General features: G+C 66.0%; 20 protein-coding genes and 2 tRNA genes. 6 read left to right on the forward strand and 16 right to left on the reverse strand.

What is annotated here, in order from left to right; all coding sequences use genetic code 11:
- Positions 1 to 7: 7 nt before the first annotated feature.
- Entirely contained in the window at positions 8 to 724 is a 717-nt protein-coding gene (locus ABD719_RS05510; RefSeq protein WP_344692586.1) for an NAD-dependent deacylase, read from the reverse strand.
- Positions 725 to 931: 207 nt separating this feature from the next.
- Here ABD719_RS05510 and dapB point away from each other — a divergent pair, with 207 nt between their 5' ends.
- The 3 genes from dapB (at position 932) to ABD719_RS05525 (ending at position 2496) form a co-directional block, all read left to right on the forward strand.
- Entirely contained in the window at positions 932 to 1699 is a 768-nt protein-coding gene (dapB, locus tag ABD719_RS05515) for a 4-hydroxy-tetrahydrodipicolinate reductase (protein WP_344692372.1), read from the forward strand.
- Positions 1700 to 1702: 3 nt separating this feature from the next.
- The gene (gene nth / locus ABD719_RS05520; RefSeq protein ID WP_344692373.1) at positions 1703 to 2374 is read left to right on the forward strand and encodes an endonuclease III; all 672 of its coding nucleotides are present in this window, start codon (positions 1703 to 1705) and stop codon (positions 2372 to 2374) included.
- Between the two features lie 45 nt (positions 2375 to 2419).
- Positions 2420 to 2496: transfer RNA gene (locus tag ABD719_RS05525), tRNA-Arg, on the forward strand.
- A gap of 425 nt (positions 2497 to 2921) precedes the next feature.
- Here ABD719_RS05525 and lptG read toward each other — a convergent pair.
- The 10 genes from lptG to ABD719_RS05580 all read right to left on the reverse strand — a co-directional run bounded on the left by lptG (position 2922) and on the right by ABD719_RS05580 (position 13326).
- Positions 2922 to 4007 carry an LPS export ABC transporter permease LptG gene (gene lptG, locus ABD719_RS05535; protein ID WP_344692588.1) on the reverse strand — a complete coding sequence of 362 codons (1086 nt, stop codon included), beginning with the start codon at positions 4005 to 4007 and terminating at the stop codon, positions 2922 to 2924.
- 8 nt (positions 4008 to 4015) lie between these two features.
- Positions 4016 to 5233 (reverse strand): LPS export ABC transporter permease LptF, encoded by a 1218-nt coding sequence (gene lptF, locus ABD719_RS05540; RefSeq protein WP_192126367.1) that lies wholly within the window; start codon positions 5231 to 5233, stop codon positions 4016 to 4018.
- 89 nt (positions 5234 to 5322) lie between these two features.
- A complete protein-coding gene (locus tag ABD719_RS05545) occupies positions 5323 to 7257 on the reverse strand; it encodes an ATP-binding protein (protein WP_344692374.1) in 1935 nt (644 codons plus the stop codon).
- Positions 7258 to 7319: 62 nt separating this feature from the next.
- Positions 7320 to 8582: a serine palmitoyltransferase gene (gene spt, locus ABD719_RS05550; protein ID WP_344692376.1), complete on the reverse strand. Its 1263-nt coding sequence runs from the start codon at positions 8580 to 8582 to the stop codon at positions 7320 to 7322.
- Entirely contained in the window at positions 8579 to 8827 is a 249-nt protein-coding gene (locus ABD719_RS05555) for an acyl carrier protein (RefSeq protein ID WP_192126362.1), read from the reverse strand. Before ABD719_RS05555 ends, spt begins: the two co-directional genes overlap by 4 nt.
- Positions 8828 to 8867: 40 nt before the next feature.
- A complete protein-coding gene (locus tag ABD719_RS05560; RefSeq protein WP_344692377.1) occupies positions 8868 to 9767 on the reverse strand; it encodes an NAD-dependent epimerase/dehydratase family protein in 900 nt (299 codons plus the stop codon).
- The gene (gene proB / locus ABD719_RS05565; RefSeq protein WP_344692379.1) at positions 9764 to 10867 is read right to left on the reverse strand and encodes a glutamate 5-kinase; all 1104 of its coding nucleotides are present in this window, start codon (positions 10865 to 10867) and stop codon (positions 9764 to 9766) included. Before proB ends, ABD719_RS05560 begins: the two co-directional genes overlap by 4 nt.
- Before the next feature lie 31 nt (positions 10868 to 10898).
- Entirely contained in the window at positions 10899 to 11588 is a 690-nt protein-coding gene (locus ABD719_RS05570; protein WP_344692380.1) for an HPP family protein, read from the reverse strand.
- A gap of 70 nt (positions 11589 to 11658) precedes the next feature.
- Positions 11659 to 12705 (reverse strand): GTPase ObgE, encoded by a 1047-nt coding sequence (obgE, locus tag ABD719_RS05575; RefSeq protein WP_344692381.1) that lies wholly within the window; start codon positions 12703 to 12705, stop codon positions 11659 to 11661.
- 9 nt (positions 12706 to 12714) lie between these two features.
- Positions 12715 to 13326, reverse strand: coding sequence for a TetR/AcrR family transcriptional regulator (locus tag ABD719_RS05580; RefSeq protein WP_344692382.1), 612 nt, complete (start codon positions 13324 to 13326; stop codon positions 12715 to 12717).
- A gap of 76 nt (positions 13327 to 13402) precedes the next feature.
- On the opposite strand from ABD719_RS05580, the gene ABD719_RS05585 reads away from it, so the two are divergent.
- Positions 13403 to 14269, forward strand: coding sequence for a metal-dependent hydrolase (locus ABD719_RS05585; RefSeq protein ID WP_344692383.1), 867 nt, complete (start codon positions 13403 to 13405; stop codon positions 14267 to 14269).
- A gap of 360 nt (positions 14270 to 14629) precedes the next feature.
- On the opposite strand, the gene ABD719_RS05590 is transcribed toward ABD719_RS05585, so the two are convergent.
- From ABD719_RS05590 to hspQ, 4 genes are all read right to left on the reverse strand, one after another.
- Positions 14630 to 15175: a GNAT family N-acetyltransferase gene (locus ABD719_RS05590; RefSeq protein WP_344692384.1), complete on the reverse strand. Its 546-nt coding sequence runs from the start codon at positions 15173 to 15175 to the stop codon at positions 14630 to 14632.
- 184 nt (positions 15176 to 15359) lie between these two features.
- Positions 15360 to 15629: a 50S ribosomal protein L27 gene (gene rpmA, locus ABD719_RS05595; protein ID WP_056531103.1), complete on the reverse strand. Its 270-nt coding sequence runs from the start codon at positions 15627 to 15629 to the stop codon at positions 15360 to 15362.
- A 27-nt stretch (positions 15630 to 15656) separates the two neighbouring features.
- On the reverse strand, positions 15657 to 15953 hold the full coding sequence (rplU, locus tag ABD719_RS05600) for a 50S ribosomal protein L21 (protein ID WP_192126353.1): 297 nt from the start codon (positions 15951 to 15953) through the stop codon (positions 15657 to 15659).
- Between the two features lie 116 nt (positions 15954 to 16069).
- Complete coding sequence (gene hspQ, locus ABD719_RS05605) at positions 16070 to 16477, reverse strand: heat shock protein HspQ (RefSeq protein WP_344692589.1); 408 nt, start codon at positions 16475 to 16477, stop codon at positions 16070 to 16072.
- A 166-nt stretch (positions 16478 to 16643) separates the two neighbouring features.
- Here hspQ and ABD719_RS05610 point away from each other — a divergent pair.
- Both ABD719_RS05610 and ABD719_RS05615 read left to right on the forward strand, forming a co-directional pair.
- A tRNA-Ser gene (locus ABD719_RS05610) sits at positions 16644 to 16733 on the forward strand.
- A 456-nt stretch (positions 16734 to 17189) separates the two neighbouring features.
- The gene (locus ABD719_RS05615) at positions 17190 to 18068 is read left to right on the forward strand and encodes a PEP-CTERM sorting domain-containing protein (RefSeq protein ID WP_344692385.1); all 879 of its coding nucleotides are present in this window, start codon (positions 17190 to 17192) and stop codon (positions 18066 to 18068) included.
- A gap of 142 nt (positions 18069 to 18210) precedes the next feature.
- Here the strand turns inward: ABD719_RS05615 and ABD719_RS05620 are convergent, their stop codons facing one another.
- Entirely contained in the window at positions 18211 to 18471 is a 261-nt protein-coding gene (locus ABD719_RS05620) for a hypothetical protein (protein ID WP_344692386.1), read from the reverse strand.
- Between the last annotated feature and the right edge of the window lie 11 nt (positions 18472 to 18482).

Here is an 18482-nt window from a genome sequence, read left to right on the forward strand (position 1 = left end):
ATGCCTGCTATGGCGCGGTCTGCCGGTTCGACAACAACGTGTTGATCCATTCCGGCACCAACGTGCTGGCCGGCCCCAGTCGGGTCTCGTCGAACAGCCCGCTGCCCGCCGAATGCTCCAGATTCAGTTCGAGCGTCGCCGCGCCGTAATGGGTGGCCCGTTGCACGAACCCCGCTGCCGGATACACCGCGCCGGACGTGCCGATCGATACGAACAGGTCGGCCGTCGCCAGCGCCGCTTCGATCCGGTCCATCTGATACGGCATCTCGCCGAAGAACACGATATCGGGGCGCAGCGCGTGGGCACCGCATGCAGGGCAGGCAGCGCCCGGCGGCAGGTCGCCGTCATGCGGCGTGCGGTGCTCACAGATGGCGCATAACGCTGACCGCAATTCCCCATGCATGTGCAGCAGCCGACCCGAGCCGGCCCGTTCGTGCAGGTTGTCGACATTCTGCGTGACCACCAGCAGGTCGCCCGGCCATGCCGCATCCAGCCGTGCCAGCGCATGATGCGCGATATTGGGCTCGACCGTCGCCAACGCCGCCCGCCGTGCATCGTAGAAGCGATGGACCAGCGCCGGATCGTCCGCCAGCGCCTGTGGTGTGCAGATCCGTTCGACGCGGTGCCCCTCCCACAGGCCGCCCGGTCCACGGAAGGTGGCGACCCCGGATTCTGCGGAGATGCCTGCGCCCGTAAGGATGACGAGGTTGCGGATGTCGGTCATGGCCTGTTGATATGGTGGGATCGGCATGGCGGGAAGCCGCCATTATGCGTGCGGATGATGGTGTCGAACGGCGTACATCTGTGGCGCGACATGGTGCGACAGCAGCGCGTGCGTCATGACAATCCGCCGCCGCCGTCTCGCAATGACGTGGCTGGTGACGCGATAGGGCCTGTTCGGCGGGGGGGCTTCCGTGGCAGGAGAGCGGGCATGGTCGCCGATCCCTTTGCCCTGCCTTTTGCTCCGACCTCGATCGGGATCGGGATCTATGGTTATGCCGGGCGGATGGGGCGCGCGGTGACCGAGGCGCTGGCGTTCGCGGGCGCGCATCTGGCGGGCGGCGCCGATGCCGCCGACGATCCCGTCGCGCTGGCGCATGCTGCGGACGTGCTGGTCGATTTCTCGACCGCCTCCGCCGTCGATGCGCATCTGGCGGCGGCGCGGGCGGCGGGTACGCCGATCGTGATGGGCACGACCGGCCTCACCCCTGCGCAACATGCCGCGATCGATGTCGCGGCGCAGGAGATCGCGGTGCTTCAGACCGGCAATACCTCGCTCGGCGTCACCGTGCTGGCGCGGCTGGTGCGGGAGGCGGCGGAGCGGCTGGGGGCGGACTGGGATATCGAGGTGGTCGAGATGCATCACCGCCACAAGGTAGACGCGCCGTCGGGTACAGCGCTGATCCTGGGTGAAGCGGCGGCGGCGGGGCGCGGATCGACCCTGTCGGAATTACGCGTCGACGGCCGGGTCGGGCTGGTCGGCGCACGCTCTGAGGGGACGATCGGCCTTGCCAGCCTGCGCGGTGGATCGGTGATTGGCGATCACGGCGTCATCTTCGCAGGTGAAGGCGAGCGGCTTGAATTGAACCATCGCGCCGACGACCGCTCGTTGTTCGCGCGCGGGGCGGTGAAGGCGGCGCTGTGGCTCGCGGCGCAGCCGGCCGGCCGGTACCGGATGGACGACGTGCTGGGTCTCTGATCCGTGAAGCGTACCGACATCGTCGAATTCTACGCACGGCTGGCGGCGACCGATCCGCATCCCGAAACCGAACTGCACTTTCGCAATCCGTTCACGCTGGTGGTCGCAGTGGCGCTGTCGGCGCAGGCGACCGACGTATCGGTGAACAAGGCGACCGCCGCGTTGTTCGAGGACGTGGACACCCCGGAAAAGATGGTAGCGCTGGGCGAGGAAGGGCTGAAGCACCACATTCGCACCATCGGCCTGTACAATGCCAAGGCCAAGAACATCGTCGCCCTGTCGCAGATGCTGATCGACGAATTCGGCGGCGAGGTGCCGGCCGATCGCGCCGCGCTGGAGCGGCTGCCGGGGGTGGGGCGCAAGACCGCCAACGTGGTGATGAACGTGGCGTTCGGTGCGGAGACGTTCGCGGTTGATACGCACATCTTCCGCGTCGGCAACCGTACCGGGCTAGCACCCGGCAAGACGCCGCTGGCGGTGGAATTGGTGCTGGATCGTGTTACGCCGCAGCCCTTTCGGCTGCACGCGCATCATTGGCTGATCCTGCATGGCCGATATGTCTGCAAGGCACGCCGCCCCGAATGCTGGCGCTGTCCGGTGGCGGACCTGTGTGCGTTCAGGCCGAAAACGGCGGCACCGAAGACGACGGCATCCAAGTTGATGCCGGCCGCATAAATCCACTGGCGCCCCGCCGCCACCTTTGCTAGGCGCGCTCTTCAGGCACCCGTAGCTCAGCTGGATAGAGCGCTGCCCTCCGAAGGCAGAGGCCACTGGTTCGAATCCAGTCGGGTGCACCATCAAATCGACGGCTTCACAGTTATCCTATGGGTCATTGCCATCACGTGTCCGGCTGGAACGCGGCTCCCCGCTTCTCTGGATATTTCATCTACCGATCACATGCGGGCCGATGGCGTTCCACAGGTCGTGGATGGTGCGCTCGGCGGCCTTGCTCAGGTTTGCTGGCTTGTTTGATCTAGTTGAAGTTGAGGCTGTAGATCGGGAAAAAGAGCAGCGCTGCGCCTGCCGCTTCGATTACCTCGCGAGCCTTATGGCTCGACAGGTTGTCGATAATATGAATTTCAATCCCTCGATCCGCTTTGTGGGCACCCCCGGCTCGCCAGCGTGTCGATACGACCTGGCCGGATATTGGTCCAGCATGGGGAAACGGCGATCCCGCCGACGGGCGGCGGGCAGTTTCGCCCGTGGTCGGAGAAGATGTGACCTATTCCTCGGTGCGGAACAGCACCGCTTCACCGATCAGCAGGAACAGCAGGAAGGGCGCCCAGGCGGCGAGGAAAGGGGGGTAGGCACCGAGGTTACCCATCGCCAGCGCGAAATTGTCCGCGACGAAATAGGCGAAGCCGAGCGCCATGCCGATCACCGCGCGCACGAACAGCTTGCCCGATCGCGCGATGCCGAAGGCGGCGACCGCGCCCAGCAGCGGCATCAGCACCGCCGACAGCGGTCCCGACAGCTTGTGCCACAAGGCCCCCTCCAGTGCCTTGGTCGGGCGGCCCGATTCGGCCAGATCGCCGATCGCGGCGCGCAGCGCGCCGAACGACAGGCTGTCGGCATCGACCGAGGCGAGCGTGAACTGGTCAGGCCGGACGCCGCGGCCGATGACGATCGACGGTATCGCCGCCTGTTGCCCACTGGCTACGTCGAACCGCGTCGCCGGCCCGATCCGCCAGCCGTTGCCCGCCACATACACGCCCTGCGGGGCACGGATGATCGACTGGAGATTGCCGCCGGTGCGGTCGTAGAGAGTGACACCCCCCAGCTGGGCGCCGACGCCACGACCGCGCACCTGATCGACCTGGATCAGGTCGTCACCGTCCCGAACCCAGACATTGGCGCGGTCGCCACGATCGATCGGCATCGCCCCGTAATTGACGTTCTGCCACTGCGTCAGCGTCGCGGTGGCGCGCGAGACGATGCGGTCGTTGAACACGAACGACACCACCGCCACGCCCATGCTGGCGACCAGCAGCGGCGCCAGCACCTGATGCGCGGACAGGCCCGCCGCCTTCAGCGCCACCACCTCGCTGTTCTGGTTCATGGTGATGAGCGTCAGGATCGTGCCGAGCAGCACGCAGAAGGGCAGCAGGAACGAGATGATCTGTGGCGCGCGCAGCGAGACATATGTCCACACCTGTGCCTGCGTGTTGCCCGGCATCGCCAGGATATCGCCGCTGCTGCTCAATAGGTCGAGCGTCTGGAGCACCAGCACCAGGGCGAACAGGATGGCGAACGTGCGGACCAGGAACAGACGACCGGTATAGAGCGCGACGGTACGCGACGGGAACATGCTGTTGGTCACGCCGCCTGCTCCCGTTCCTGTGCCCGGCGGCGACGGCGCCGTCCCGGCAGGCGGTCCGCGATCGCCTTGCCCGCCTTGGAGAACACGCGTTCCAGCGCCCCGATCGGCTGGCCGCCGGGGACATAGGCGATGGTGTAGTACATCCAGAACACCAGTCCGGCGAAGATCGCGAACGGCACCCACAGCGCCAGGGCCGGGTCGACGCGCCCCAGTTCGCCGAAGCTTTGCGCGTATTCGTTCACCTTGTGATAGGTGACGATCATCACGATCGACAGGAACACGCCCAGCGCCGACGAGGACCGTTTGGGCGGCACCCCCAGCGCCAGGGCCAGCATCGGCAACAGGAACATCGTTGCCACCTCCGCCAGACGGAAATGGAATTCCGACCGGCTGGAATCGCGCTGTTGCTCGGTCGTGCCTGCGGCATGACCAAGGCGGGCGAGTTCGGGCAGCGTGAATTCTAGGTTGCGGCCGCCGCGCTGACGAAAATTCTCCAGCTTGGGCAGGTCGATCGGTAGATCGTGGCTGCTGAACTGCAACACCCGCGGCACCTTGAACTCGGGTCGGTTGTGGACGAGGATGCCGTTGGTCAGGCGGAAGATGATGACGTTGGGATCGTCGGTCGCCATGAACCGACCATGCTCCGCGGTCACGCCGATCCAGTCGTTCTTGGGCGTGTCGACATGGACGAAGATACCGCTGAGATCGCGTCCCTTGTCGCGGCTTTCCTCGATGCGCAGCGTCATGCGGGGGCCCAGATGCGTGAACTCGCCAACCTTGATCGACGCACCCAGCGCGCCGGTGCGCAATTCGAACCGCAGCCCTTCGTAATAATAGCGGGCAATCGGCTGGACATAGCCGACGATCGCGAGGTTCACGAGCGCCAGACCGACCGCGTACATGTACGGCACCCGCAGCAGCCGGCCGTAGCTCATCCCCACGCCGCGCATCACGTCCAGCTCTGACGAGGTGGCGAGGCGCCGGAACGCCAGCAGGATGCCGAGCATCAGCCCGATCGGAATGCCCAGCCCGAGATATTCGGGCAACAGGTTGGCGAGCATCCGCCACACCACGCCGATCGGCCCACCCTGCGTCGCGACGAAATCGAACAGGCGACGGATGCGGTCGAGCACCAGCAGCATCGCAGAGATGATGAGCGTGGCGAACAGTGGTAGCGCGATGAGCCGCGCCATGTAGCGATCGATCGACTTCATCGGGGGAGGGGCTCGGATGGCGGCAAGGTCGCGTGGGTATAGGGGGGCAAAGCCACCGCGTCAGGTGAAAAAGCGAGCCGTTCCACGGTTCAGGCGGCGATACCCTCCGGCGGACGGCGCTGGCCGTGCGTCGCCTCCGCCAGTGCCTGTTCCAGGCGGGCGAGCGTGAACGGTTTGCGCAGGACGAAATGCCCGGCCAGGTCGACCGCTCCCGCCTCACCCGCGAAGCCGGTGACGAACAGGACGGCAACGTGCGGATGCCGGTGGCGCAGGCCGGCGACCATTTCCGGTCCCGTCTGGTTCGGCATCAGCACATCGGACAGGAGGAGGTCGATATCGGGATGCGCGTCGAGCAGCGTCGGGGCGGCGAGGGGATCGTTGCACGGCACCACGCGGTGGCCGAGCTCGACCAGCGCATCGACCGTGGCCGCCAGCACCCGGGGGTCGTCCTCCACCACCAGAATGTCCAGGCCGTCGCGCTGCCGGTCGGGCAGGGCCGGCGCCTCGTCATGCGTGGCGGCGATGTCGGACGAGCGGTCTCGCGGCAGATACAGCGTCACGGTGGTGCCCCGGCCCGGCGCGGTGTCGATCACGATGTCGCCGTCCTGCTGCCGCACGAAGGCAAAGATCTGGCTGAGGCCGAGACCGGTGCCCTTGCCCGATTCCTTGGTGGTGAAGAAGGGTTCGAATGCCCGTTCCGCAACCTCCGGCGCCATGCCGCAGCCATCGTCGGCAACCGACAGGCTGATATGATCGCCCGCCGCACCATGCATCAGTTCGCCCTCCCCCAGTGTCCGCGCGGCGGTGCCGATGCGGATCGTGCCACGACCGTCCAGTGCATCGCGCGCGTTGACGCACAGGTTGAGCAACACGTTCTCGAGCTGCACCCGATCCGCCCGGACCAGCCAGTCCGCAGCGGCATGATGCACCTCGATCGTGATGCCATCGCCCAACGTCCGGTCGAGCAGGTCGGACATGTCCGCGATCAAGGCACCGATCGCGATCGGTTCGGGCTTCAGCGCCTCTTCGCGGCTGAACACCAGCAGGCGGCGGGTCAGCGCGGCGGCGCGGTTTGCCCCGTCCATCGCACTGTCGAGGTGGCGCAGCAGCCCGGCACGCCCGCCATCGACATGACGCCGCGCCAGTTCCAGCCCACCCAGGACGACTGCGAGCATATTGTTGAAATCGTGCGCGATGCCGCCGGTCAACTGGCCGACCGCCTCCATCTTCTGCACCTGACGCAGCTTGGCTTCCTGCACGCGCAACTCGGCGGTCGCATCCGTCACCGCCGCCGCCAGCGCCTCCGCCCGTTCGCGCGCGGCATCGGCATCGGCCCGCGCGCGGATGCGTTCCTCGACCGCGGTCATGCTCATCCAGCCGAGCATCACTGCGCCCAGCACCAGCAACACGCCGAACACCGCCAACACGCCGGCGATGCGGCTGGATCGTTCGACCGAGTCGGTCGCGCGACTGACCCGATCCTCCAGCAGGCGGCGTTCGCGGACCATGATGCCGTCCAGTTCGCGGTCGATCGCGACCAGTGAAGCGGCATTACGCAACAGGTTGAACCGCGCCAGCGCCTGCTTGTTCTTGCCGTAGCGGGTGGACAGGGCGGTGATCGACAGTTCCTCACCGCGTGCCTGATAGGCGGCGCGCAGGCGATCGATCGCCGGGTCCTGATCCGCATTGTCGATAGTCAGTTGATGGAGCCGGTCGATCTGCGAGCCGGCCAGCGTCCACCCCTCGAAATACAACTGGCCCTGCGACCGGTCGCTGGAGATGACATAGCGGCCGAGCGACGCCTCCGACCGGGCGATGGTGGCGGACAAGGTGCGGGCGAGGATCATCACGTCGTAGCTGTGGCGTTGCAGCGTCAGCGCGCGATCCCGCTCGCGATTGGCACCGCCCAGGGTGACGATCAGGCCGACGAGAACGATGGCGGCGGCCAAGGCAAGCACGATGACGGTGACGGTGCGCCACCATGCGGCGCCTGCCGGTGCGTCCCTTTCGCCATCATATTCCACTGAACCGGCCTACTCCAATATCGTCCCCCGGAAAAGTCGGGGCGTATGGACAATGGACATCGTTATGCGATCACGCCCAGCGCGCGACCGGCCTCGTCGAACAGGGCGAGGACACGGGCGATCTGGTCGGGCGTATGTTCGGCGCACAGCGAGCAGCGCAACAGGAAGGTGCCCGCCGGCGTAGCGGGCGGACGTGCCATGTTGACGTACAATCCCGCCTCCAGCAGCGCCTGCCACATCGCCACCGCCTGAACCTGATCGTCGAGGATCACCGCGATGATCGCGCTGTCGGGCGTATCGGTGCCGAGGCGGAATCCCTTCGCCTTCAGCCCGCCGTGAAGCGCACGGGCATTGGCCCACAACCGTTCGCGCTTGTCGTGCGCGGTCGCCAGCTTGCGGATCGAGGCGGCGGCGGTCGCCACCACCGACGGCGGCAGGCTGGCGGTAAAGATATAGGGGCGGCAGGCAAGACGGATCGCCTCGAACTTGGGGTGGTTCGACACGCAGAAACCGCCGACCGTGCCGACCGACTTGGAGAAGGTGCCGATAACGAAATCGACCTGCCCCTCCAGCCCCTGCGCCTCGTACACGCCGCGGCCATTGGGGCCGTAGAAGCCCATCGAGTGCGCCTCGTCGGACAGCACCATCGCGCCGTGCTTCTTGGCGACGGCGACCATCTCCTTCAGCGGAGCGATGTCGCCCAGCATCGAATAGACGCCCTCCAGCACCACCAGCTTGCCCGGCTCCCTGGGCAGGCGACCGAGCCGCTTGTCGAGATCCTCGACCGAATTGTGGCGGAAGCGGACGATCTCCGCATTGCCCTGCGCGCAGCCGTCATAGATCGAGGCGTGGCTGTCGGCGTCGAGGATGACATATTCACCCTTCGCCGCCAACGTCGAGATCATGCCGAGATTGGCCATGTAGCCGGTCGAGAACACGATCGCGCCCGACATGCCGTAGAAGTCGCGCAGCGCATCTTCGGCTTCCATATGGTCGCGGAAGGTGCCGTTCAGCATCCGGCTGCCGTTGGTGCCCGATCCGAACGCGTCGAGCGCGGCGTGGCCGGCGGCGATCACGTCCGGGTCGAACGTCATGCCCATGTAATTATAGGTGCCGAGCAGGATCGTCTCGCGCCCGCCGATCACCGCCTCCGTGGGGGAGCGGACCTCGTCCATCACGATCGCGAACGGATCGATGACGCCGCTGTCGAGCAGCGCCTGCCGTTCCGCGATCAGCCGGTCGAACTTGCCCATCAGGTCGCGTTCGGGGGCGACCGGCGATGGATCGAGCGACACCGCCTCTGCCTGCAATCCGGTTTCGGTCATCGGTCGCCCTTCAGCGTCGCGACGGCATCGACCAGCTGGCCGACATTCTCGATTTCCGCCTGCATGTTCATCGTGATGATGATGTCGAACTCGTCCTCGATCGCCGCGACGAAATCCATGACAGTCAGGCTATCCCATTCCAGATCGCCCTGGAAAGTGGTGGCGTCGGTCAGCGCCACGCCTTTTTTGTTGAAGGGTTCGATCTGGGCGGTGACGGTGTCGAAGATGCTCTGGCGGTCGCTCATGACAATTCCCTAGGCGCTGAATGCGGCGGCGTTGCGGCGGCTATAGCAATCCTTGGGCGCGATACCACCGTGCGGTATCCGCCATCCCGGCGCGGGTTTCGACCTGCGGAGCCCAGATCGCGGATGGCGGGCGGCGGGCGGGATCGATCGTCCAGTCGGGATGGCAGAAATAGGCGACCCGGTCGGCGGTCAGCCTTGCGGCATCCCCCCGCCAGCGCCGGTCCAGCCGCGCCGCCAGCGACAACAGCGCGCGCGGCAGCGGCAGCGGCAGTACCCGCCGTCCCACCGCCGCGCCGATGCCGTTCGCGAAATCGGCATGGGTCATGCCGCCCGATCCGTCGTCCGCCTCGTGGATCGCGCGGGTGGCGGGTCCGGTCGCCAGCGCCAGCAGCAGCCGGGCGAGATCGTCGACATGGATCACCGACAGCCGGCCCGGCGGCGGCAGCAGCGCGAGGCCCCAGCGCGCCATCCGGAACAGGTCGAGCTGGTCCATGTCGCCCGGCCCGTAGATGCCGGGGGGACGGACGATCGACCAGGGTAGCGACGATGCCGCGACCAGCCGTTCCGCCGCCGCCTTCGACCAGCCATAGTTCGACAGGTCCGGCTCCCGCGCGGCAAGGGACGAGACGTGGACGAACGGCATGGAGCCGGCACGGGTGGCGGCGGCGAGGATGGCCCTCGTGCCCTCGACATTGCCGGCCGCGAAGCCGGCGCGATCGGGGGCGTTGACGATGCCGGCGACATGCACGACCGCGTCCGATCCCGCGACCAGCCGGTCGAGCGCGGCGGCATCGTCCAGTGCGCCGGCGATCCACGTCACGCCGTCCCGTTCCGGCTGTGGCCGGCGGGCGAGGGCGCGGACAGCGTGGCCCGCCGCCACCGCGTGGCGGATCAGCGCGCCGCCGACGAAGCCGGTGCCACCGGTGACGGCGAGGATCACAGCAGCGCCAGATGGTTGCGATGGACCAGCGCGGCGCGCGGGGCATAGCCGAGGATGGCGGCCTGTTCGTCGCTGCGCCGGCCGAGCAGCCGCCGCGCCTCGCCCGCGTCATATTCGGACAGGCCACGCGCCACCGTGCCGGCCGGTCCCTCCACGGTCACCAGATCGCCGCGCAGGAATTCGCCCGTGATCGCCGTCGCACCCGCCGCCAGCAGGCTGCTGCCCGCCGCCAGCGCTGCCGCCGCGCCGGCATCGACATGGATCGCGCCCGCCGCCGTCAGGCCGCCGGCAAGCCACGCCTTGCGGGCGGGGGCGGTACGTTCGGCGACGAACAGGCTGTGCCGCCGCTCGCCCGACAAGGGGCGGTCGACCCGGCCGGAGGCGATGGCGAGCGGGATGCCCGCGCCGACCGCGATCCGCGCGGCGGCCAGTTTCGATACCATGCCGCCCGATCCCATGCCCGAGGCCGATCGCGCATCCGCCATCGCGGCGACCGCGTCGACCCGCTCGATCACCGGGATATGCCGCGCGGCGGGATCGTGCGCGGGATTGGCGTCGTACAGCCCGTCGACATCGGACAGCAGCACGACGCCGTGCGCACCTGCGGCCTGCGCGACCCGGGCGGCGAGCCGGTCGTTGTCGCCGAAGCGGATTTCCTCGGTCGCGACGCTGTCGTTCTCGTTGATGATCGGCACCACGCCCAGCCCGGCCAGCCGCCCCAGCGTCGCCGCCGCATTCAGGTAACGCCGCCGGTCCTCCAGATCGCCGAGCGTCACCAGCATCTGCGCTGCGGGAATATCGTGGCCGCCGAGCAATTCGCTCCACACCTGTGCCAACACGATCTGTCCGGTCGCGGCGGCGGCTTGCGCATCCTCCAGACTGGCGCGGCCGCCCTTGGCCAACCCGAGCCGTCGCGCCCCGAGCGCGATCGCGCCCGACGACACGATCACCACCTGTTGCCCCGCCACCGCACGGTCGGCGATGTCGGCCACCAAGGTCGACAGCCAGTCGCGACGGACGCCGCCATCGGGATCGACGAGCAGCGCCGAGCCGACCTTGACGACGAGGCGGGTGGTGGTGGCGGGGGCGAAGAGGGTCACGGACGGGCGCTGCCTGACTGGAGGATGACGGTCATGGCCGGCGATCGGCGGCCGCGCGCCCGGCGGACCGGATCATGGCGTGGCGTTCGGCATGGGCGAGCAGCGCGTCGAGATCGTCACGCGCGATGTCGAAGCTTTCGTGCATGTCGGCGAGTGCGGCATCGAGATCGGACGGATCGAACCGCGACGGGCCCGGTGCGGCCGGCGCGACGACGGGTTCGTGCGGATAATTGCGGGCGGTGGCGCGGTGGACGAACATCGCGATCGAGACGAGCGCGATCGAGTTGATCCCAACGGGCGCGAAGGCGAAGGCATAGCCCGCCGCGTGGATGCCCTGACTGCCGATCACCGCGGTCAGCGCGGCGGCGCCCCCCGGCGGATGAAGGCAGCGGCACAGCGACATGACCAGGATCGCCGCCCCGACCGCGACCCCCGCGGCGATCGTGGTATCGGAGACGGTGTTGAAGACGGCGACGCCGACCAGCGTGGAGATGACGTTGCCGCCGACGACCGGCCATGGTTGCGCCAGCGGACTGGCGGGCACCGCGAACACCAGCACCGCCGACGCGCCGAGCGGGGCGACGATGATCGGCAGATCGGCCATGGCCAGCGGCAGCCCGGCGCACACCACGATCGTCAGCGCGATGGCGATCATCGCACCGACCGACGCGACCAGCCGTTCCGACAGCGTCGCACCGGCAAGCAGGGGCCTGAAGATCATGACGTGCCGCGTCAGCGGGGCGCGCGTCGTGCCGATGGCCGACCGGTCACGGCATCTATCACAGCGTCGATCACAGCGGCGACCATTCGACCCGGTCCTCCTCGCCATCGTCCTCCACCGCCGCACCCGCTTCGGGGCCGACCGCCTCGATCAACTGGTCCAGCACCCAGTCGACGCCGATACCGCTGGCGCCCGACAGCGGGATGACGTCGGTGCCCGATGCCTCGGCCAGTTCGGCGGACAGCGCCTCGATCAGTTCGTCGTCGAGCGTGTCGATCTTGTTGAGCGCGACGACGTGCGGCTTGTCGACCAGACCGCCGCCGTAATTCTCCAGTTCGGCGCGGACGATGCGATAGCTTTCGGTGACGTCGTCGTCATTGGCGTCGACCAGATGCAGCAGCACCCGGCACCGTTCGATATGGCCGAGGAACCGGTCGCCGATGCCGGCGCCGTCGGCCGCGCCCTCGATCAGGCCGGGGATGTCGGCGATCACGAATTCGCGCTGCTTGTGGCGGACCACGCCGAGCTGCGGGCGGGTGGTGGTGAAGGCATATTCGCCGACCTTGGCCTGCGCATTGGTGACGGTGTTGATAAAGGTGGACTTGCCGGCATTGGGCAGGCCGACGAGCCCGGCATCCGCCAGCAGCTTCAGCCGCAGCCAGACCCATGCCTCCTCGCAGGGCCAGCCGGTGCCGTGCTGGCGCGGCGTGCGGTTGGTCGAGGTCTTGTAGCTGGCATTGCCACGACCGCCGTCGCCGCCGCGCAGGAATATCTCGCGCTGGCCGACCTTGGTGAAGTCGAGCAGTACCTCTTCCTTGTCCTCCGACAGGACCTGCGTGCCGACCGGCACCCGGATGACCAGATCGTCGCCGCCGCCGCCGGTGCGGTTGCTGCCCGACCCGCCCGAGCCGCGCGGGGCGCGGAAATGCTGGGTGTAGCGGAAGTCGATCAGCGTGTTGAGGCCGGCGACCGCCTCGAAGATGATGTCGCCGCCCTTGCCGCCGTTACCGCCGTCGGGGCCGCCATATTCGATGAACTTTTCGCGCCGGAAGCTGACGGCGCCGGGGCCGCCGGAACCGGAGCGGCAGAAGATCTTGGCCTGGTCGAGAAAATGCATGGCGCCCCCTTACCCGGTGGAGGCGGGCGCGTCATCCTCTCGCTGGCGGGCGGCATCCGACCCCAGCAGCGCCGCCAGCGCCAGTTCGCGGGCCCGGGTGCGCGACAGGCCGAGCGCGCGGGCCATCGGCGCGCCGAGCAGCGCGTCGCCCAGCGCCATCAGCACCAGTTGCAGCGTCTCCTCCGCGATCGGCCGCGCACCGATGCCGGTGCCCGAGGCGAGCTGGTCGACCAGATCGTGGATCGCCTGGAGAATCGGGCCGAGCGCATCATGGTTGCCGGTGAGGATCATCCAGCTGGCCAGCGCCCCCGCGCCTTCGCGGTCGAAGGCGTCGAAGGTGAGGTCGACGATCGCCCGCGGGTCCTGCGTGCCGGCGCGCGCGGCCAGCACCGCCGCGCCGATGGTGGCGGTGATATCCGCCGCCATCCGTTCCGCCAGCGCCCGTTGCAAGCCGCCGGCCGAGCCGAAATGGTGGAGCAGATTGGCATGGGTTCGCCCGATTCTCGTTGCCACCGCCTTGAGCGTCACGCCCTGCGGCCCCGCCTCGATCAGCAGCGCGCGCGCCGCATCCAGCGCGGCGGTGCGCGATTCTTCGGGCGCCAGGCGACGGCGGTTTGACATGGAAAAGAGCAGGCCTTATTTACATCGGTGTAAGTAATTCGACGGTATGTCGCTGATGTGACCCTTGGAGAAGTTTATGGCGAAGGCAACCACTCCCGCCGACCTGACGATCACGCCACGCGACGTGCGGTTCGGCCGGGGCACGCGGCTCGGGCGATACTGGCTGAACGACGATCCGATCGCGACCGCCTTCTACAACGCGCTGTCGGTGACCTTTCCCAAGGGTGAGGCCTATTTCTGCGAGAGCGTGAAGGCGTTCCGCGACGGCACGCCGCCCAAGCTGCACGCCGAAATCCAGGCGTTCGTGAAGCAGGAGGTGATCCACAGCCGCGAGCATGTCGCCTTCAACCGGCACGTCACCGCACAAGGATATGACGTCACGCTGCTGGAACGTCATGTCGACGAGGCGCTGGCGCTGACCAAGGGGCGGCACCCGATCGGCAATCTGGCCGCGACGATGGCGCTGGAGCATTTCACCGCGATGCTGGCACACGAGCTGATCGCCAATCCGCGCCATCTGGCGGGGGGCGAGGCGCAGGCGGCGGGGCTGTGGCAATGGCATGCCGCCGAGGAGATCGAGCACAAGGGCGTCGCCTACGACACCTGGCTGCACGCGACGCGCGACTGGAGCCGGTGGCGGCGCTGGAAGGTGAAGTCGCTGGTGATGCTGATCACCACGTGGAAGTTCTTCCAGGGCCGGCGCAAGGGGATGCTGGAACTGTTGCGGCAGGACGGGATGACCGGGCCGAAGGTGTGGGCGAAACTGGCGTGGTACGCGTTCGGCCGCCCCGGCATGGCGCGCAAGGTGGCGGGGGTGTGGTTCAGCTATTTCCTGCCCGGCTTCCATCCGTGGAAGCATGACGACCGCTCACTGATCGCGCTGGCCGAGAGCGAATATGAGGATGCGCTGCTACCCGATGCCCGGCGGTTGCAGGCGGCATAGGGCGATTCGCCTTCACGGACGAGGGCGGAAAGTCACACCGGAAAGTCACGAAAGTCCCATCCTACAGGGGTGATTCGTGGGGGCGTTGACGGTGGAAAGAGCGGCGGGGCGCGGATCGTTGGCGATCCTTGTCCCGACATCGTCCCGTCGTAGCCTGATCGTGCCATGTAGGACAGGTCGGCCGGATCGACCGGCATCGCCGTTTGTTCCTTCCTGCCGGGAATGGGCGGGAGGGGCGCGGCATTCCGACAAGGCGTGGCCCCGGCGGAAGAGCGAGGTCCGATCGGGAAAGTCGTCGTCCGTCATGACGATGGCTCACCCCGTGGGACCCCGGATTCCGCCGGGCGCGCGATGGACAGGCTATGCCGCGATCGGCATCGGCGCCCGGTCGTCCTCCACGAGGTCGAGCGTGTATTCGATGCTGGGCGCCGCCTCGGGCCGGGCGACGGAGCGCTTCGCCAGCGTTCGCCCGGTCGGACGGAAGCCCAGCCGGCGCAGGACACGGCCCGATGCCGGGTTGTCGGCGAAATGCCATGCCTCCAGCCGGTCGATCGGCAGCGCGTGGCGGGCCATCTCGACCACGGCGCCCCCCGCCTCCGTCGCATAGCCCTGACCCCAGGCGGCGGGCGTCAGCCAGTAGCCGAGATTGGCGGCACCCTCGTCATCGCTGATACCGATGCCGCCGATCAGCCGTGGCTCGCCGCCATCATGCGCGACGATGACGAAGCGCGGGTCGTGGCCGCCGCGCGGCTGCGCGATCCAGCTTTCGGCATCCGCCAGCGTATAGGGGTGCGGCACCCGCGTCAGCATCCGCAAGACGCGCTCGTCGGCGATCGCCGCGGTCAGCGCCGGGGCATCCTCTGGCCAGGCGGGTCGTAATGTCAGTCTTGGCGTCCGCGCGAACATCTTGCCTCTCCTCGTCGCGTCGCCCGCAGCCATGCCACGCCGGGATGACGGGACGGCGACAACGGGCGGGGGAGGGAGCACAAGAAAAAAGGGAGCCGGGGCGACCCGTCTCCCTTTTTCTGGCTGGTTCCGTTGCCGGAACTACCGGGTCGTCCTGGTGGACAACCCGGTCGGTTGTCCGATGTTATTCGGCGGCCTCTGCCATAATCTCTACCGAACAATAGCTGCGGCCCAGTTTGCCCTTGGCAAACGCGACGCGACCATCGACCAGCGCGAACAAGGTGTGATCCTTGCCGATGCCGACGTTCGCGCCCGGATAGAATTTGGTGCCGCGCTGACGCACGAGGATGTTGCCGGCGACGCACTCCTGGCTGCCGAACTTCTTGACGCCGAGGCGACGGCCGGCCGAGTCACGACCGTTGCGCGACGAACCGCCTGCTTTCTTATGTGCCATGTCGAATAACTCCTGTTCGCGTGCCGCTCAGCCGACCGAAACGATCTTGAGGATCGTATGGTTCTGGCGATGGCCGTTGCGACGACGATAATTGTGACGGCGACGCTTCTTGAAGACGATGACCTTTTCAGCCTTCGCCTGCGCCACGATCTCGGCGGCGACCGTCAGGCCGGCAACCGACTTCATTTCCGACCCTTCGCCCGCGAGCAGGACATCGCCCAGCGTCACGGACGAACCGGCGTCACCATCGATCTTCTCGACGACGATCTTGTCTCCTGCGGCGACGCGATACTGCTTGCCGCCCGTGCGCACGACTGCGAACATGGCCCTCATCACTTTCCAAAATACATAGTCCACGCCGGACAATGGCCCGGCGGGAAGAAGGGCCAGCTAGGCAAAGGGGCGTCGCTTGTCAACCTCGCGCAGGCACCCGGCGATGGTTAGTGGCGATGTTCGTCGCGCAGGCGGTAGCGCCCGTCGGCAAAGCCGGTGAACAGGCCGGGGATCGCGGGATGGTCGATCGGTTCGTCGCTGTCGTCCGGCACCAGATTCTGCTGGCTGACATAGGCGACGTAGCTCGATTCGATATTCTCGGCGAGCAGGTGGTAGAAGGGCTGATCCTTGCTTGGCCGGATGCCCTCGGGGATCGCATCATACCATTCGTCGGTATTGGCGAAGACCGGATCGATGTCGAAGATCACGCCGCGGAAATCGAACATGCGGTGACGCACGACATCGCCGATGGTGAACCGGGCATGTGCGATCGGCGGGGCGACCGGATCCGCCGCGGTCGACGGCGGACGGGGCGGGGCGGGGCGATCAAGGTGCACGTGACGGGGCATCCCCATCATCTAGGCGCTGTCGCGGTGGCCAACAAGCCGAGCCGCGAATCGCGGGAGCGATCAGCGTTGCGACGACGTGCCGCAACAGGCTTGTGCGACGCGATTCCTTGGGCTAGAGGCCCGCCCTCGACCGATCGGCCCGTCGTTCACACGACCGGCCCGTTCCTTCTGCGGAGAGGTGGCAGAGTGGTCGAATGTACCGCACTCGAAATGCGGCGTGCCCTCACGGGTACCGTGGGTTCGAATCCCACCCTCTCCGCCATTCATCTTCCTGACCGACTGTGATCTAACGACCTTCTCTGGCACAGCGCCGCTTTTGACCATTCTGATGCTTCGAAGCGGTGTTAAAGATGGCCATAGATACATGGTCTAGGACCGGGCGGCGACCGAAAGTCTGGTGCGTGTTGATCGTTGATCCACCTCTGGACAAGCTAGCCTGACTTGTCGTCTGAAACGGCTTTCCAGACCAAATGCCAATCGTCGGACTGACCCGATTGTTCGGCGCTTCTGTGATTTCATCGAGCGATCGAAGATGGCGCCGGCCCGTGGTTTACCTTGCATATGATGAAGTAGGCCCAAGCCTGATTTAACTAAGACCATAAATATAAAAGACAAATCTCATGGGAATGTATGATCATAAGGTCGAATATGGGATTAATATAAGATTGACTAACTCTCATTGATTCGGCAGGACCAATGAATTCCGGGGGGGTCTTTTATGAATCGTTACGTTATGGCAGCGGGGCTTTTGGCTGCTCTTCAGGCGGCACCAGTCGTTGCAGAGCAGAAAATGATTCCTGATCTTTGTGAGTATGCGACGAGCGAACTGCCAAACGCTTGTGCGCGAACGCAAAGTTTCGTTACATTCCCGGAGAGGTCCAGCCAGGACTCGAGTGGCAATTTTGCTACTGCAAGTACAAGTGCCTATAACGTTTTTGAGGGTAAGCTCTACAGTGCTGATGCATTCGCCAAGGCGTCCGTCAGCAGAGGTCAGCTAGGCGTCGCCGTATCCGGAAATGACAGGGCAAGCTCACAAGCTTCTGCCACTATCAGGGATGTTATAACCTTCAATGCCGCTGACTATGATTTCGCTTACTTCGAGATAGCAATCCATGGCGTCGCGTTTAGTGGACAGGCAGGTCGTGTAGACCTCGGTTATGACATATCTTTTGAATCCGAGCGTTACCTATCCTTGTTCAAGACTCAGTACTATATATCGTCAAAAGATAGTGAGTCAGAAGAGAGCCTTTGGTCAAATCACGATTTCGACATCAATGGAGAGCGTATTTCTGACGATATGTACCTGATTCAGGGGGCTATTCGCCTTATGCCAGGTTCATCAACCTTCAATTTCTCCTCAACGATGGCATCATTTGTGAACGGTCCTGGCTATGGTGCATTTGGTAACACGGCGAGCTTAAGTTTCAAATTACCAGAGGGTGTATCTCTTACCTCACAATCGGGACTTTTTCTCTCCGAGGTCGGGACAATACCCGAACCTACGACCTGGCTGATGTTCATACTGGGTTTCGGTTTTATTGCAGCAGTGATCAGGCTGAACCGATGCGATCGGCGCATTGCCCATCGCTCACTTTGATTGCCTCTAACTTTGCGACACCCCCTGCCGGGTTTGAGTGGCGCAGGGGGATGTGCCAAGGCTTTTAATTCCGGTATCTGGCGAATTTGACACATTTTCCCTTCACCTCTCATCCGATCAGAACCGGAAACTGGCGTGCGGGTTACAGCAGGCCAAATTCGTTGATAGTGTCTGGGTTATCGTGGCCGATGCTTGGCGCGCCGATGCTGCTTGTGCCACGATGCTTATTGATTTGGATCGGTGTATGGGTGGTGGTTGCGGCACCGTTACGCGGCACCGTTACGATGCACGCGCGGGACCAGGTCAGCCTTCTGAACCCTTCCCACGCCAGCAAGGTCGGCCAGTCCTGAACCGCAACACACGATATATCCTCGACGCGTAGTCGATCGGGTCCGTCGCCCATGCGCGGTCGTC

The organism is Sphingomonas cynarae, assembly GCF_039537815.1.
GTDB classification, from domain to species: domain Bacteria; phylum Pseudomonadota; class Alphaproteobacteria; order Sphingomonadales; family Sphingomonadaceae; genus Sphingomonas; species Sphingomonas cynarae.

Excerpts from the sequence above, each read along its gene's own strand:
- ABD719_RS05585 (WP_344692383.1), top strand. The coding sequence starts at position 13,403 with ATGGCGAAGGCAACCACTCCCGCCGACCTGACGATCACGCCACGCGAC.
- ABD719_RS05615 (WP_344692385.1), top strand. The coding sequence starts at position 17,190 with ATGAATCGTTACGTTATGGCAGCGGGGCTTTTGGCTGCTCTTCAGGCG.
- obgE (WP_344692381.1), bottom strand. The coding sequence starts at position 12,705 with ATGCATTTTCTCGACCAGGCCAAGATCTTCTGCCGCTCCGGTTCCGGC.
- lptF (WP_192126367.1), bottom strand. The coding sequence starts at position 5,233 with ATGAAGTCGATCGATCGCTACATGGCGCGGCTCATCGCGCTACCACTG.
- ABD719_RS05510 (WP_344692586.1), bottom strand. The coding sequence starts at position 724 with ATGACCGACATCCGCAACCTCGTCATCCTTACGGGCGCAGGCATCTCC.
- ABD719_RS05590 (WP_344692384.1), bottom strand. The coding sequence starts at position 15,175 with ATGTTCGCGCGGACGCCAAGACTGACATTACGACCCGCCTGGCCAGAG.
- lptG (WP_344692588.1), bottom strand. The coding sequence starts at position 4,007 with ATGTTCCCGTCGCGTACCGTCGCGCTCTATACCGGTCGTCTGTTCCTG.
- ABD719_RS05580 (WP_344692382.1), bottom strand. The coding sequence starts at position 13,326 with ATGTCAAACCGCCGTCGCCTGGCGCCCGAAGAATCGCGCACCGCCGCG.
- rpmA (WP_056531103.1), bottom strand. The coding sequence starts at position 15,629 with ATGGCACATAAGAAAGCAGGCGGTTCGTCGCGCAACGGTCGTGACTCG.
- rplU (WP_192126353.1), bottom strand. The coding sequence starts at position 15,953 with ATGTTCGCAGTCGTGCGCACGGGCGGCAAGCAGTATCGCGTCGCCGCA.
- dapB (WP_344692372.1), top strand. The coding sequence starts at position 932 with ATGGTCGCCGATCCCTTTGCCCTGCCTTTTGCTCCGACCTCGATCGGG.
- spt (WP_344692376.1), bottom strand. The coding sequence starts at position 8,582 with ATGACCGAAACCGGATTGCAGGCAGAGGCGGTGTCGCTCGATCCATCG.
- ABD719_RS05570 (WP_344692380.1), bottom strand. The coding sequence starts at position 11,588 with ATGATCTTCAGGCCCCTGCTTGCCGGTGCGACGCTGTCGGAACGGCTG.
- ABD719_RS05620 (WP_344692386.1), bottom strand. The coding sequence starts at position 18,471 with ATGGGCGACGGACCCGATCGACTACGCGTCGAGGATATATCGTGTGTT.
- hspQ (WP_344692589.1), bottom strand. The coding sequence starts at position 16,477 with ATGGGGATGCCCCGTCACGTGCACCTTGATCGCCCCGCCCCGCCCCGT.
- ABD719_RS05555 (WP_192126362.1), bottom strand. The coding sequence starts at position 8,827 with ATGAGCGACCGCCAGAGCATCTTCGACACCGTCACCGCCCAGATCGAA.